The organism is Amycolatopsis sp. SB7-3, from assembly GCF_041021335.1.
GTDB lineage: Bacteria > Actinomycetota > Actinomycetes > Mycobacteriales > Pseudonocardiaceae > Amycolatopsis > Amycolatopsis japonica.
This window is the reverse complement of sequence record NZ_JBFPJQ010000001.1, coordinates 3,378,871-3,394,149: the sequence shown is the minus strand read 5'-3', so window position 1 is coordinate 3,394,149 and position 15,279 is coordinate 3,378,871. Positions and strand designations below refer to the sequence as shown.

Sequence of the window (15,279 nt, the reverse complement as noted above, 5' to 3'; positions counted from 1 at the left end):
AAGAAAGTTTCCTTTTTATGGCGCAAGACGCTAGCGCCCGGAACGCCACCAGTCAATATGTCCGTTTCGACGGTCGAAAGTCACCGGATCCGGGCGTTGTTGGCGGGTATCCGTCCTGCTCAACCCGGATCCCCGCCGGGAAATCGTCTACCGTGGTCGAGGTGCCGTCCAGCGGGGCAGAACCACTCGGCGCGCGGATCCGGCGGTTGCGCCGGGCACGCGGGCTGACCCAGCGCGAGCTGGCCGAGCCCCGCTACGACCGCGGCTTCCTCGCCAAGGTCGAGTCGGGCGGACGCCTGCCCTCGGACGACGTGCTCTCCCACCTCGCCAGACGGCTCGGCCTCACACCGGACGAGCTCCGCTTCGATCGGCCGCCGGGCGCCGCCGACGAACTCACCGACGCCCTCGAAACCGCGTATCGCGAGTTGCAGAAGGGCGGGCTCGAAGCGGCGGAGCGCGAATTCTCCCGTGTGGAGCGACGTGCGGCCGAGTACCGGCTGCCGGACGTCCAGTGCCACGCCCGCTTCTATCTCGGTGAGGTCCAGTGGCAGCGTTACGACATCCCGTTGGCGGACAAGGGTTTCGCGCACGCGATGGAGCTCGCCGACGCCGCTTCGCCCCGGTTGCGCGCGATGATCGTCAACCGGCTGGCCGCCTGCCGCGCGCTGTCGGGCGACCTGGGCGCGTCGGTCGCGCTCGTCGAAACGGCGCTCGCCGAACTCCGCGCCACCGGCACGAGCGATCCGGACGCCGAACTGGCGCTGCTGACCGCGTTGATCCATCCGCTCATCGAAATGGGCGCGCTGCGCCGGGCGCGACGGGCCGCCGAAGAAGGCCGACGCGTCCTTCCTTCCGCCCACCGCAAGGACATCTCCGCGCGCTACCACCGGCAGGCGGCGCAGCTGTGGCAGGAGATCGGTCTGGTCGACCGCGCGGAGAAGGACCTTTCGCGCGCACTGCGGCTGTTCACGTCGATCGGCTACGACCGCGACGCCGCCCGGAGCCGCTGGGCCCGCGGCTTCCTCTGGCGACGGCTGGGAAAACTCGAGGAGGCGCATGCCGAACTCCGGCTCGCTCGCGATCTGCTCGCCAAGGCCGGGTCGCGGGAGGGCGTACTCGGCGCGACGATCGAGCTCGCCGACGTCCGCCGCCGCCAAGGGGAACTCGACGAGGCGGCCGAACTCGCCGAAGGGATCCGGCCGCTTCTGGATCGATCCCCCGATATCGAGGCGAAGGCCGAGCTTCTCCGGTTACTGGGACTCATCGCCCGCGCCCGAGGTGATCTGCCCGCGGCGACCGCGTTGCTCGAAGAAGCCGCCACCGCACAGGAAAAGTCCGAACTGCGCGGCGCACTCGTCGCCACCTCACTGCATTTGGGCGACACGTTGCGAGCCCGCGGATTAATCGAAAAAGCGGCGGAGGCCTATCGGCGCGGTGTACGCGCGGCCGCTATGTCCGATTCCGGGCCGGCGGACTGAAAACCATACGAAAGTCGCCATATATCGCACATGGCGGGAAAAACTCTTACTACACAGGGATTTTATTCCTCGCATGTGGATCTTCGTCCGCTCCGCTAGGCCATCCGGCCCATTGACGGCCTTGTGAGCGGCTCCTTTACTCGGACGTGTCCATCGGGATAACTCCAGTTATCCGAATGGGCACGCTCCCCGTCCCCCCGCCGTGTACCCGCCCCGGTCGCATTCCCCGCCGCGCCACTGGCCGTCCGGGTACACGGTCCTGCCCATGGAAGGTTCACATGACCGTTCAGCGAGGGCTCAGAACAGGGTTGGCGGCCGTCGCCGGCCTTGCCCTGAGCATGACGTTCCCGGTGACCCCGGCGAACGCGACCACCGCCACCATCCAGCCCGCGAGCCCCGACGCCGTGGCCGCGAGCGCGGCCGACCAGGCCGCCGCGGCCGGAGTGGATCACCTGCGAAGGGGAGCCAACGAGGACTTCCGTCGCGTCGGGCTGACCCAGGGCGGCGGAGGACTCTTCTACGCCGCTTACGAACGAACCTACCGTGGCCTGCCGGTCGTCGGCGGGGACGCGGTGGTGGTCGCCGACGGCGCCGGGCGCGTCCGCGGCACCAGCGCCGCGGAGACCGCGACGATCTCGGTCGACACCAAGGCCAGGATCTCCGCGGCGAAGGCGACCGAGGTCGCCCGCGGCCAGCTGTCCAAAGTAGACAGCGTGGTCGCGCCGAAGCTCGTCGTGCTGGCGGGGAACTCCCCCAAGCTCGCCTACGAGGTCGTCGTCGCGGGCACCAAGGCGACGGCACCGAGCAACCTGCACGTGTTCGTGGACGGCGCCACCGGCGCGGTGCTCGAAACCCGTGACGACGTCAAGATGTCGAACTTCCCGACCGCGGCGAAGAAGTCCACGTCGAACGAGCTCGGCACGCTCGGCGCCGGGAACAGCTACTACGTCGGCAACGTCACCATCGACACGACGAACTCCGGCGGCACGTACACGATGCGCGACCCGCAGCGCAGCAACATCAGCTGTGCCCGCCAGAACGGCTCGCCCTACAGCGGACCGGACGACAACTGGGGCAACGGCTCCGGCACCGACCTGGAAACCGCTTGTGTCGACACGCTTTTCGGCGTCCAGACCGAGTGGAAGATGCTGGGCGAATGGCTCGGCCGCAACGGTATCAACGGCAGCGGCGGCGGCTTCCCCGCCTACGTCGGCCTCAACCAGGTCAACGCCTACTGGAACGGCTCGTCGACCACCTTCGGCCACTCGCAGGACAACCAGCGTCAGGCCACCCCGATGGACGTCGTCGCGCACGAGTACGGCCACGCCATCTTCCAGACCACGCCGGGCGGCGCGGGCAGCGGCAACGAGAACGGCGGCCTCAACGAGTCCACCGGTGACATCTTCGGCGCCATCACCGAGCACTACGCCAACAACGCCAAGGACGTCCCGGACTACGACGTCGGCGAGGGCGTGAACCTGGTCGGCCAGGGCCCGATCCGCTACATGAACAAGCCGAGCAGGATCTCCGGCAACCCCGACTGCTACACGTCGTCCATCCCGAACACCGAGGTGCACGCCGCCGCGGGCCCGCAGAACCACTGGTTCTACCTGCTCGCCGAGGGCACCGCGCCGGTCGGCAAGCCGGCCAGCCCGACCTGCAACAACACCTCGATCACCGGGATCGGCATCCAAAAGGCCGCGAAGATCTTCTACAACGGCCTGCTGAAGAAGACCTCCAGCTGGAACCACAAGGCCGCCCGCAAGGCGACCCTGGAAGCGGCGCTCGCGCTGTACCCGGGTTCCTGCACCGAGTTCAACACCACCAAGGCGGCGTGGGACGCCATCAGCGTCACCGCGGCGACCGGCGAGCCGACCTCGTGCACGCCGTCCGGCCCCGACTTCTCGGTCGGCGTCACCCCGGCGTCCGGTTCGGTCAAGCCGGGTGAATCGGCGACCGTCACGGTGAACACCGCGACCGTCAACGGTGCGGCGCAGTCGGTGAAGCTCACCGCTTCGGGCCTCCCGGCCGGGGCGACCGCGACGTTCAACCCGGACACCGTGCAGTCCGGCGCCTCCTCGACGCTCACCATCGCGACGTCGGCGAGCACCCCCAACGGCACCAGCACCATCACGGTGACCGGCACCGCGGCGAGCGGCACGCACACCGCTCAGTACAAGCTGACCGTCGGCACCGGCGGCGACTTGCGGACGTACACCAACGACACCGACTACGCGCTGAACGACTACGCGACGATCAACAGCCCGATCACCTCCACCGCCACCGGTAACGCGGTGTCCCCGGTGAAGGTGACGGTCACCGGTACGCACACCTGCTCCGAGGACCTCCGCATCAGCCTGCGGGCGCCCGACGGCAGCACGTATTCGGTCAAGCCCACCGGTTCCCTGCCCTGCACCGACCTGGGCACGCGGAACTACTCGGTGAACGTGACCAACGAGGTCGCGGCGGGCACCTGGACCCTCGTGGTCTACGACGCCTACGCGCAGGACACCGGCACGCTCGACAGCTGGTCGATCACCGTCTAGCTCCACCTCGCGCGTGAAGGACTCCTTCCCTCGGCTGAGCCGAGGGAAGGAGTCCTTCACGCAAACCCCTCCAGAAAGGAACACCCCGGCATGAAGTGGGGAAAGCGAATAGGAGCGGCCGTCGTCGGCATGGCCGCCGTACTCGGTGTCGTCGCCGCGCCCGCGCAGGCGACCACCACCGCCGCACCGGACATCTCGCTCGCCAACGTCAAGGCGCATCTGAGCGCGTTGCAGACGATCGCCAACCAGAACGGCGGCAACCGCGCCTCCGGGCGGCCGGGCTATCCGGCATCGGTGTCCTATGTGGCACAGAAACTGCGCGACGCCGGCTACAACGTCACGCTGCAGACCTGTTCGAGCTGCGCGGGTTCGAGCCAGAACGTGATCGCGGAATGGCCGCAGGGTGACGCGAGCCAGGTCATCATGCTCGGTGCGCACCTCGACAGCGTCAGCGCCGGTCCCGGTATCAACGACAACGGCTCGGGTTCGGCCTCGATCCTCGAAGTCGCCCTGACGCTGGCCCGCGAGAACCCGGCGATGGCCAAGCGCGTCCGCTTCGGCTGGTGGGCCGATGAGGAGTCCGGCCTGCGCGGCTCCAAGTTCTACGTCAACAGCCTGCCGCAGACCGAGCGCACGAAGATCAAGACATACCTGAACTTCGACATGATCGGCTCCGACAACTGGGGCTACTTCGTCTACGACGACGTGGCCTCGGTCAAGGCGGTGTTCGACGAGTACTTCCGGACGATCGGCATCCAGACCGAGGGCGACACCGAAGGCGACGGCCGTTCGGACCACGCGTCGTTCAAGAGCGCGGGTATCCCGGTCGGCGGTCTCGCGACCGGCGCCGGCTACACGAAGAGCTCCGCGCAGCAACAGAAATGGGGCGGCACCGCCGGGCAGGCGTTCGACAGCTGCTACCACCGCGCGTGCGACACGCTGTCCAACATCCCGGACACCCCGCTGGAGAAGAACAGCGACGCGATCGGTTACGCGCTCTGGAAGCTCGCCGTCGGCACGTCGACGGGCCCCGACTTCTCGCTCGGCCTGTCCCCGTCCTCCGGCACCGTCCAAGCTGGACAGTCGACGACCGTCACGGTCAACACCACGACGACTTCCGGTGCGGCACAAGCGGTTTCGCTGAGCGCCAGTGGCCTTCCCGCCGGAGCCACCGCGACGTTCAACCCCGCTTCGGTGCAGTCGGGCGGTTCTTCGACGCTCACCATCGCGACGTCGGCGAGCACCCCCAACGGCACCAGCACGATCACCGTGACCGGTGACGGGACCTCGGTGGACCGCACGGCGCAGTACACGCTCACCGTCGGCGACGTCAGCGTGCGCACGTTCACCAACGGCACCGACTACGCGCTCAACGACTACGCGACGGTCAACAGCCCGATCACGTCCAGCGCGACGGGTACGGCGACGTCGCCGGTGAAGGTGTCGATCACCGGAACGCACACCTGCTCCGAGGATCTGCGGATCAGCCTCAAGGCGCCCGACGGCAGCACGTACTCGGTCAAGCCCACCGGTTCCCTTCCGTGTACCGACCTCGGCACGCGGAACTACTCGGTCCCGGTGACCAACGAAGCCGCTTCCGGCACTTGGACGCTCGTGATCTACGACGCCTACGCGCAGGACACCGGCACGCTCGACAGCTGGACCATCACCGTCTGAGCTGTGTCTCTCAAGGCGCGCTGTCGGGTTTCCGTAGCCGGGCCGCGGCATCGGATGATCACTCACTCAGCCATGTCAGCGGCCCGCCTCCGTAAACCCGAGGCCTCCGGCCGAAAGAACGCGCGCACGTGTCCTCGCCTGACCAGCCTCACTGTGCGAGACACTTCCTGACCATCCGAATGGCGAGGGCCATCTCACGAGGACACCCGGCCTCGTGAGATGGCCCTCGTGCGTGAGAGGGATTTTCGGGCAACTCTTCGATATCTGGTCTAGACCACCCGATCGTCGGTAGCGGGGGCCGGGCACCGCGACCTATGTTGAGCCGAACGGCCGCTTCCTGTTCGTTCAAACCGCTTTCGAGATGGGAGCTGGGTATGTTCGGTCGCGTCTCACGGCTGCTCGCAATCACCGGCGCGGCGGTACTCGCCGTCACCACACTCGTCGTACTGAGCCCGGCACACGCCTCGCCCGACGCCGAGGTCTGCGCGGTCAAATCGAAGCCGGCGGGCAAGGTCCTGCAAGGCTATTGGGAGAACTGGGACGGCGCTTCGAACGGCGTCCATCCGCCGCTGGGCTGGATCCCGATCACCGACGCCCGGATCAAAGCCAACGGGTACAACGTGATCAACGCTGCCTTTCCGGTCATCCTGTCCGACGGAACGGCCAAATGGGAGGATGGGATGGACGCGACTGTGAAGGTCGCGACCCCGTCCGAAATGTGCGCCGCCAAGGACGCGGGCGCGACGATCCTGATGTCCATCGGCGGTGCCACCGCGGGCATCGATCTGAATTCGGCCACCGTGGCGGACAAATTCGTCGCGACCATCGTGCCAATCCTGAAGAAGTACAACTTCGACGGGATCGACATCGACATCGAAACCGGCCTCACCGGCAGCGGGAACATCAATACGCTTTCCGCGTCGCAGAAGAACCTCATCCGCATCATCGACGGCGTCCTCGCCGCGATGCCGCCGAACTTCGGGCTCACCATGGCGCCCGAGACCGCGTACGTCACCGGCGGCAGCGTCGTCTACGGCTCGATCTGGGGCGCGTACCTGCCGATCATCAAGAAGTACGCGGACAACGGCCGGCTGTGGTGGCTGAACATGCAGTACTACAACGGAAGCATGTACGGCTGCTCCGGCGATTCGTACCAGGCCGGGACCGTCCAGGGTTTCGTCGCGCAGACCAACTGCCTCGACAAGGGCCTGGTGATCCAGGGCCAGACGATCCGCGTCCCCTTCGACAAGCAGGCCCCCGGCCTGCCGGCGCAGGCGGGTGCGGGTGGCGGTTACATGTCGCCGAGCCTGGTTTCCCAGGCGTACCGCAGCATTCCTTCGCTCAAGGGCCTGATGACCTGGTCGATCAACTGGGACGGTTCGCGGAACTGGACCTTCGGCCAGAACGTGAAATCCCTGCAGGGCCGCTGAAGCCTCGTGAGTGGTAAGGACGGTTCCAACCCTCCTTACCACTCACGAGTCAGTATTGCCGCGGTCGCCCGTATCGTTCTCGGGTATGGACGAGGAGGTCGGTGGACGACTGCGGCGGCTGCGCGCCGAACGCGGCCTCACCCAGCGCGAGCTCGCCGAGCCGCACTACACCGCCGCGTACGTCTCTTCCGTCGAGACGGGTGCGCGGACCCCGTCCGGCGACGCGGTGCGCCATTTCGCCACCCGGCTCGGTGTGGACACCGGTGAGCTGTTGGGCGTGACTTCGCCGCGCGACGACGTCCGGCTCGACCTGGACATCGCGGCGGCCGCGGTGGATTTCCTGGCGGGGCACGGTTCGGCGCCGAAGATGCGACGGTTGGCGCGGCGGGCGGAGGAGATCGGCCGTGACCGCCAGGCCGGACTCGCCTGGCTGTGGCTCGCGCGATCCGCCCACGGCGACACCCGGCCCCGGCTGGTGGCCGCCGCCGAAACCGCGCTCGCGAACGACATCCCGGCGTACCGGGGACTGGCCTCCGCGCTGCGGGCGAACGTCCTGGTCGGCCGGGGCGAGCCGCACCACGCGATGCACCTGCTCCGGACGGCGCTCGACGCGAGCCTCGACCGTCATCCGCATCCGGTGCTCCTGCTGACCCTGCACGCGTACCTCGCCGACGGGCAGCTCCGTCTCGGCGAGACCGTCCAGGCCGCGCATCACGCGGGAGAGGCACTGCGGCTGGCTCGCGGCGACGAGGAGATCCTGACCGAACTCGCCGAGAACCAGCGTCGGCTGGCCGAGGCGTATCTCGGTGACGGACGGGTGGCCGACGCCGTCGCCGCCGTGTCGGCGCTGCACGACCTGCTCCACGAGCGTGCCCTGCGGCCGGTGCTGGCCCGGTGCCTGTTCGCGCGAGCGCTGGTCCGGCGTGCCGACGACCTCGAAGGCGCTCTCGCGGACCTTCGCGCGTCACGCGCGGCCGCGCCCGATCACGCCGTCACGCTGGAGCTCGCCGACGTCTGCCGCGAATTCGGTCGTCTCGACGATGCCGCCGGTCTACTCTCCGAAGCGGCTGAAGCCATCTCCGCGGACTCACCGCTCTTCGCGTCCCTCGTGTTCCAGCAAGGGTCGCTGGCGCTGGCTCGCGGAGACCTCGAAGCAGCCGAAGCGGGCTTCGCGCACGCCATCGACGTAGCGGCCCTCCACGACGCTCGCGGTGTCCTGGCCGCTTCGATCGACAAGGCGGGAGAGCTCCTTCGCGATCAGGGGCGCTTCGAAGAGGCCGCGGACCTACTGCGGCGTGGACTGCTCCTTCTCGGAGCCGAGGAGGACGTTTCCCAGTGACCGAAGTGGACTTGGACGACATCGGCACCCGTTTGGTCGGGCGCTTCGGCGCCGATGCCGAAGGGTGGCTCGCCGGTGTGCCCGCCCTCGCCGAACGCCTGGCCTCCCGATGGGACTTCGCGCTCGGCGAATTGTTCGACAGCGGGGCCTCGTCCGTCGTCCTCCGCTGCCGGTGGTCCGACGGGACACCGGCGGTGCTCAAACTCAGCCCGGACGGGCCGCTGCTGACCAAACAGCTCGAAATGCTGCGGGTGTTCGCGCCGTCGGGCCGGGTGCCCGCCGTCCTGGCCGCCGACGCGGACGCCGGTGCGATGGTGCTGGAGGAGATCCAGCCGGGCACCGAAGCAGAGAACCTGCCGTCATCGACCCTGCCGGGGCGATGGGGAGAGCTGCTCGCCGCCCTACACTCCGTGGCCCCGCCGGAAGGCTGGCCGTGGAGCCTGCGCGGCCGGTTCGAGGAGTCCTTCGACCGGATCGGCCGCCGGGTCACCGAACCGGACATCGCCGCCCGGGTCGGCCCGGCCACCTGGCGGCGGGCGATCGAGCGCTGCGAGCGGCTGCTGGACACGCAGGCCGAGGTCGTACTGCTCCACGGCGATCTGCATCTCGGCAACGTCCTGGACGGCGGCCCGCGCGGCCTGATCGCGATCGATCCGAAGGCGTGCGTGGGTGATCCGTGCTTCGACGCCGTCGACTACGTGGTGGGCGGCGCCGGACGCGAGGGGGTCGAAGCCCGGTGTCAGGTGGTGGCGGCCGCGTGCGGACTCGACGGCGACCGGCTGTACGCCTGGAGCCGCGTGATCGCCCCCATGTTCGCCATCTCGCACCTCACCTACGGCGGCCCGGAGGCGGCTCTCGACGAATTCCTCGCCCTGGCTAGCTGAGGAACGCTCGCAGCACCGAAGCGACCTGCCGGATCTCGCCCGCACGCACGTTCTCCTGGCGGGTGTGCGCGAGCGTCGGGTCGCCGGGTCCGAAGTTGACCGCAGGGATCCCGAGAGCCGCGAAGCGCGCGACGTCGGTCCAGCCCAGCTTCGCGACCGCCTTGCCGCCGGCCGCCGCGACCAGCTCGGCCGCCGCGGGAGCGCTCAGCCCAGGCAACGCTCCTGGCGACAAGTCGACAACCTTGACGTCGTAGCCCTCGAAGAGCTCGCGAAGGTGCGCTTCGGCCTGCTCGCCGTTCCTGTCGGGAGCGAAGCGGTGGTTGATCGTGAGCACGGCCTCGTCCGGCACCACGTTGCCCGCGACCCCGCCGCCGATCTTCGTGGCCTGGAGCCCTTCGCGGTAGGTCAAGCCGTCGATGTCGACCACTCGCGGCGTGTACTCGGCCAGCCTGCGCAGCGGTTCGGCGAGACCGTGGATCGCGTTGACGCCCATCCAGCCGCGCGCCGTGTGCGCGCGGGCGCCTTCGACGCGGATCTCGATCCGCATCGTGCCCTGGCAACCGCCCTCGATTCCCCCGTTCGACGGCTCACCGAGGATCGCGAGGTCGGCCCGCAGCCACTCGGGCAGCTCACGCTCGATGCGCCCGAGGCCGTTCTTCGTCGCTTCGATCTCTTCGCAGTCGTAGAACACGAAGGTGACGTCGTGCTTCGGCTCCCGGAGGGCTGCGGCGAGATGCAGGAAGACGGCGTCGCCGCTCTTCATGTCGACGGTGCCGAGCCCGTGCAGGATCTCGTCGTTACCGGTCCCCTCGCGGCGCACAGGCATGTTCTCGTTGACCGGAACGGTGTCGAGATGCCCGGCCATCAGCACTCGCGACGGACGGCCGAGGTTCGTGCGGGCGAGGACCGCGTCACCGTTGCGGATCACCTCGAGATGCGGCGCCTGCGCCTGGAGCGCGGCCTGCACGGTGTCCGCGATGACCTTCTCCTCCTCCGAGACGCTGAAGATGTCCACCAGCGCGGCGGTGAGGTCGACGGGGTCCGCGTGCAGATCGAGCGAAGGCATGCCCGCACCGTACCGCCGGGCGCCCGGGGCTACCGTGAAGGAGTGCGCATGCGAACGATCTTGGTCGCCCTCCTCCTGGTACTCAGCGGCTGCGGATCGGGCGAAGTCCCGGTGAAGGTCCGTCCGACCCAGAGCACCGGGCCGGACGTGCTGCCGATCAAGCTCAAGGCGCTGACGACCGACCAGTGCTACCTGGCGCCCGGAACGGAATCGCCCAAGGGCTGCCAGAAGTACGTCACCGAACTCTCCAGCGCCGCGGGCAGCATCCGCAAGCGGCGCCCGGACCTGTCGTCGCACGCCGACGTCCTCGACCGCCCGATCGCCGCCTTCCGCGCCGCGAACTGCCAGGACGTGGCGGCTCCCGGCGGCCCGTGCGGCCAGGCGCTCGGCGACATGGCGACGGCGCTGACCAGTGTGAAGAGCCTCGTCGGCGGCTGAGGAGGGTCACTGGGTTACCGTTCAGGACGTGAGCGAGCAGACCCCTGACCCCGAAACGACCGGCGCCACCGGCGTCGGACTGGCCACCGTCACGACCGACGGCACGGTGCTGGACACCTGGTTCCCGCTGCCCAAGCTGATCGACGGCACCGAAGGCAAGGCCGGCACGGTGCGGCTGACCGCCGAGGAGGCCTCCGAGGCCCTCGGTGAGGCCGCCGCCGCCCAGCTCGGCCCGGACACCGACCGCGGTGTCGAGGTCGTCGCGGTCCGCACGACCATCGCCAGGCTCGCCGACGCCCCCGGCGACACGCACGACGTCTACCTGCGCCTCCACCTGCTGTCGCACCGTCTGGTCCGGCCGCACGGCGCGAACCTCGACGGCATCTTCGGCCTGCTGGCGAACGTCGTGTGGACCAACCACGGGCCGTGCCCCGTCGAGGGCTTCGAGGCGACCCGGCTGCGGCTGCGGGCGCGCGGCAATGTCACCGTCTACGGCGTGGACAAGTTCCCGCGGATGGTGGACTACGTCGTCCCGACCGGCGTCCGCATCGCCGACGCCGACCGCGCCCGCCTCGGCGCGCACCTGGCCAACGGCACCACGGTCATGCACGAGGGCTTCGTCAACTTCAACGCCGGCACCCTCGGCGCCTCGATGGTCGAAGGCCGGATCTCGGCCGGCGTCGTGGTCGGCGACGGCTCCGACGTCGGCGGCGGCGCGTCGATCATGGGCACGCTGTCCGGCGGCGGCAAGGAGACCATCTCGATCGGCGAGCGCTGCCTGATCGGCGCGAACGGCGGCGTCGGCATCTCGCTCGGCGACGACTCGGTCGTCGAGGCTGGCCTGTACGTCACGGCCGGCACGAAGGTGACCTTCGAGGGCAAGGTCGTGAAGGCGCTGGAGCTGTCCGGCATCTCGGGTGCGGTGTTCCGGCGGAACTCCGGGACCGGCGCCGTCGAGGTCGTCGCGCGCACCGGTGTCGGCATCGAGCTGAACGCGGCCCTGCACGCCAACTGACCTGCGGAAAGAGAGCAAGGGACCTTTGCTACCGCCCAGGCGGGACCGGGCGGACGGCAGGGGGGTGTGTGGAAACAGAGACGTTGAGTGTCCCTATTTCCACACACCCCTCACCCCGCGTAGCGACACTGGCCCACCGTGTGGATTTTGGTGCGTTGGATGACCCAAAACCCACACAGTCACCAAGGCCGAAGCCAGAGAAAGAGAGCAAGGGACCTTTGCTACCACTCTCCCCCGGAGGGCGGTAGCAAAGGTCCCTTGCTTCTCTCACGGCCTGGACCACCTTGCCGGTTCACCTAGAATTCATCTTGTGACAGCCGAGACCCTGCCGCGCAAGAACGTCCCTTCGACCACTCCTGCCGCGCTCGGGCTCGGCGACCGGCCCGCGAAAGCGGGGCCGGGCGATCCGGCGGCCACCCACGTCCGGGTCAAACTCGACGTCGAGATCCGCGCCCTCCTCGCGCACGAACCGGGCACCAAATCCGGTGCCGATCCCGAAGACCTCCACCAGATGCGGGTCGCGCTGCGCCGCATGCGGAGCGTCCTCAAACTCTCGGGCCGCCTCGTCGGCCCGGACGCCGAGCCCGTGCGCACCGAACTCGGCTGGCTCGGCCAGTCCCTCGGCGACGTCCGCGACTACGACGTCCTGATCGGGCACCTTCGCGAGGTCGTCGCCGAATTCGAGGTGCGCGACCAGCCCGCCGCGCGCCGTCTGGTCTCGAAGTTCGTCACCGAACGCGGTGTCGCGAAGCGGCGGCTCACCCGGGCGCTCGCCAGCCCCCGGTACGCCTCGATGCTGCAGGACATCGGCCGTCTCGCCCGGCAGCCCGCCACCGAGGAAGCCGATGAAAGCCCCCAGACCTCGGCCGATCTCGTCGCCGGTCTCGCGAAGCCGCATCGAAAGCTCGCGAAGGCCGTGAAGGCGCTTCCCTCCGATCCCCCGGACGACGACCTTCACGCGCTTCGCATCTACAGCAAGAAACTCCGCTACGCCGCCGAAATGGCCAAGCCCGCGGCGAAGAAGAAGCAAGCGGAACGAATCCAGCGGCTGATCAAGGCCACGAAGAACTTCCAGACCGTCCTCGGGGAGCACCAGGACGCCTGCGTCGCCGCGGATCGGATGCGTGGCGTGGTGGCGTCCGTCGACGCCGAAGTCGCGTTCATCGCGGGCCGGGTGGCGGAGAAGGAACTACTGCGCCGCGCCGAGGTCCGTGCCGTATGGCGCGACGTCTGGGCTGAGGTCGACGCGGCCGCTCAGGCGGTGAGCCCGCGGATATAGCCGTCCGGGCGGATCTCCACCTGCCGCCCGTTCACGGCTTCGTACGCCGCGAAAGCGTGCCCGCCCACGTCCTCGAAGTCCACATCGGACAGTGCGCTGCCCGGCGGCAAGATCCGCCGCGCGCCCTCGGGTGCCGGACCGTCGCCGAACACCAGCAGCGTCGACTGCGGGCCGCGCAGCAGCTCGAACAGCCGGACGGGTTTGCCGTTCGCGTCCTTCAGCGGCGCGTCCGGGGCGCGGTCGCCGGGCCGGATCCGGCCGGTCGCCGCGGGCGCGAGTGGGCCACCGCGGTAGCCGATGTCGAGCTGACGCGTGTTCTCGCCGCGCTCGTGCGCGTCTTCGGTGCCTTCCTTGTACTTCTCGAGGATCTCGGTGCTGATCTTCAGCACCCGCGCGGCGACCCCGCGACGCTCGGGCTCGTAGCTGTCGAGCAGCTCCGGTGAACCGTCGGCGAGCTTCCAGCCCAGGTTGTACGCGTCCTGGACGCCGGTGTTGAGCCCCTGCCCACCGGTCGGCGGGTGGACGTGCGCCGCGTCGCCGGCGAGGAACACGCGACCGTCACGGAACCGCTCCGCGAGCCGGATATTGGGCCGCCACACCGTCGACCAGGCGAGGTCGTGCAGCCGGACCCCGCCGCCGGACAGTTCGTCGAGCCGGGACTGCAACGTGCCGAGCGAGGCCTCGACCTCCTCCTCACCCAGCGGCGCACCGAACTGGAAATGCGGCACCCCCGGCAGCGGCGTGAGAACGATCCCCGACATCGGATCCTCGGGCTTCGCGAACCAGTGCCCGTACGCACGATCGAGCCCTTCGGCCTGGACGTCGCCCAGCAACATGCGGACCGACTCGTCGGTGGTGCCCTCGAACGCGATCCCGAGCGCCTTGCGCACGAAGCTCTTCCCCCCGTCCGCGCCGACGAAGTAGTCGACCCGGACGCGCTCGCCCGGCAGCTCGGCGGTCACCCCGTCGGCGTCCTGCTCGAAACCGAGCAGTGGCGTGCCGAGCTCGACCTGGACGCCGAATTCGGCGAGCCGCTCGCGGAGGATGCCCTCGGTCCGCGACTGGCCGAGGAAGTGGCCGTTGGGATATGGCACGTCCGGCGTCGGCTCGGCGAGCTCGGCCATCCAGCGCTCGCCGACGACCTCGCCGCCCAGATGGATCTTCATCGCCACGGGCGGCTGCCCGGCGGCCAGTACCGCGTCCAGGACGCCGAGGTCCTCGAAGACCTCCAGCGTGCGCGGCTGCAGGCCGTCGCCGCGAGAGCCCTCGAAGAACGTCTCGGCCTTCTCCACGATCCGCACTCCGACGCCGCGGCGCGCGAGGTCGATGGCCAGCGTGAGCCCGGTCGGCCCGGCCCCCGCGATCAGCACCTCGGTCATCTCTCCTCCAGTGAATTAGAATTCAGTGAATCTGGATTCACTATGCTCGTTGCTAGCCTTCCGTGTCAAGGAGGTGCCGATGACGGCGATGAGCCGCAAGGAGAAGGCGGCGGAGACCGAGGCCGCACTCAAGGAGGCGGCGAAGCACGTTTTCGCGGCGAAGGGGTACCTGAACGCCAAGATCACCGACATCACGGCGGAGGCCGGACGCGCGGCGGGTTCGTTCTACAACCACTTCGCGAGCAAGGAAGAACTGCTCGAAGCGCTTCTCGAGGATCTGGCGGCGGAGAGCGACGTCAACGCGGCCTCACCGGAGCACATCCCCGACTTCACCGATCCGCAGGCCGTGCGCTGGCATGTCCGCGAGTACTGGAACTTCCACCGCGACAACGCCGCGACGATGCTCGCGCTGCGCCAGGCCGCGATGGTCAGCGACGAGTTCGCACGCACTTACGCGCGCTTCGGCGCCGACCAGGCGGCGGACATCCTCGACCACCTCGGGTACATCACCGCGGCGGGCATGGAACTCCCGGCGTCGGAGCAGGTCACGCTCGCGATGATGGCCGAGTTGGTCAACGGTTTCGCGCACACGTGGCTGCTCGACCCGTCGGCGATCTCGGAAGAAGAAGCCGTCGAGGCGCTGACGCGGTTCGTCTACCGGGGTTTCACCGGTCGCGACGTGCCATGAAAGGTCCTTTCCTTGCAAAATTTGCAAGGAAAGGACCTTTCATGGCACGCGGTGAGGCGC

Annotated in this window: 12 protein-coding genes; 10 read left to right on the top strand and 2 right to left on the bottom strand. The window is 68.9% G+C overall.

The annotated features are described in order from the left end of the window. Positions 1-161 precede the first annotated feature (161 nt). From AB8M46_RS16825 to AB8M46_RS16800, 6 genes are all read left to right on the top strand, one after another. Entirely contained in the window at positions 162-1,478 is a 1,317-nt protein-coding gene (locus AB8M46_RS16825) for a helix-turn-helix domain-containing protein (protein WP_394360673.1), read from the top strand. Between the two features lie 278 nt (positions 1,479-1,756). Beyond that, positions 1,757-4,024, top strand: a complete 2,268-nt coding sequence (locus AB8M46_RS16820) for a M4 family metallopeptidase (protein ID WP_152610809.1) — start codon at positions 1,757-1,759, stop codon at positions 4,022-4,024. Positions 4,025-4,114: 90 nt separating this feature from the next. Then, positions 4,115-5,701: a M28 family peptidase gene (locus tag AB8M46_RS16815; RefSeq protein ID WP_394360672.1), complete on the top strand. Its 1,587-nt coding sequence runs from the start codon at positions 4,115-4,117 to the stop codon at positions 5,699-5,701. A gap of 374 nt (positions 5,702-6,075) precedes the next feature. Next, positions 6,076-7,131, top strand: coding sequence for a chitinase (locus tag AB8M46_RS16810; protein ID WP_037332194.1), 1,056 nt, complete (start codon positions 6,076-6,078; stop codon positions 7,129-7,131). Positions 7,132-7,216: 85 nt separating this feature from the next. Continuing rightward, the gene (locus AB8M46_RS16805) at positions 7,217-8,470 is read left to right on the top strand and encodes a helix-turn-helix domain-containing protein (RefSeq protein WP_394360671.1); all 1,254 of its coding nucleotides are present in this window, start codon (positions 7,217-7,219) and stop codon (positions 8,468-8,470) included. After that, complete coding sequence (locus tag AB8M46_RS16800; protein WP_394360670.1) at positions 8,467-9,354, top strand: aminoglycoside phosphotransferase family protein; 888 nt, start codon at positions 8,467-8,469, stop codon at positions 9,352-9,354. Before AB8M46_RS16805 ends, AB8M46_RS16800 begins: the two co-directional genes overlap by 4 nt. On the opposite strand, the gene dapE is transcribed toward AB8M46_RS16800, so the two are convergent. Next, a complete protein-coding gene (dapE, locus tag AB8M46_RS16795) occupies positions 9,347-10,420 on the bottom strand; it encodes a succinyl-diaminopimelate desuccinylase (protein WP_394360669.1) in 1,074 nt (357 codons plus the stop codon). The two genes, AB8M46_RS16800 and dapE, sit on opposite strands and share 8 nt — an antisense overlap. Before the next feature lie 42 nt (positions 10,421-10,462). On the opposite strand from dapE, the gene AB8M46_RS16790 reads away from it, so the two are divergent. The 3 genes from AB8M46_RS16790 to AB8M46_RS16780 all read left to right on the top strand — a co-directional run bounded on the left by AB8M46_RS16790 (position 10,463) and on the right by AB8M46_RS16780 (position 13,152). After that, positions 10,463-10,858: a hypothetical protein gene (locus AB8M46_RS16790; RefSeq protein ID WP_052120195.1), complete on the top strand. Its 396-nt coding sequence runs from the start codon at positions 10,463-10,465 to the stop codon at positions 10,856-10,858. Positions 10,859-10,886: 28 nt separating this feature from the next. Then, positions 10,887-11,873: a 2,3,4,5-tetrahydropyridine-2,6-dicarboxylate N-succinyltransferase gene (gene dapD, locus AB8M46_RS16785; protein WP_350596926.1), complete on the top strand. Its 987-nt coding sequence runs from the start codon at positions 10,887-10,889 to the stop codon at positions 11,871-11,873. Between the two features lie 310 nt (positions 11,874-12,183). Further along, positions 12,184-13,152 carry a CHAD domain-containing protein gene (locus AB8M46_RS16780; protein ID WP_394360668.1) on the top strand — a complete coding sequence of 323 codons (969 nt, stop codon included), beginning with the start codon at positions 12,184-12,186 and terminating at the stop codon, positions 13,150-13,152. Here the strand turns inward: AB8M46_RS16780 and AB8M46_RS16775 are convergent. Further along, the gene (locus AB8M46_RS16775) at positions 13,128-14,531 is read right to left on the bottom strand and encodes an FAD-dependent monooxygenase (RefSeq protein WP_394360667.1); all 1,404 of its coding nucleotides are present in this window, start codon (positions 14,529-14,531) and stop codon (positions 13,128-13,130) included. The two genes, AB8M46_RS16780 and AB8M46_RS16775, sit on opposite strands and share 25 nt — an antisense overlap. Positions 14,532-14,610: 79 nt before the next feature. Between AB8M46_RS16775 and AB8M46_RS16770 the strand changes: the two genes are divergently transcribed. Continuing rightward, positions 14,611-15,219, top strand: coding sequence for a TetR/AcrR family transcriptional regulator (locus AB8M46_RS16770; protein ID WP_394360666.1), 609 nt, complete (start codon positions 14,611-14,613; stop codon positions 15,217-15,219). Positions 15,220-15,279 lie beyond the last annotated feature (60 nt).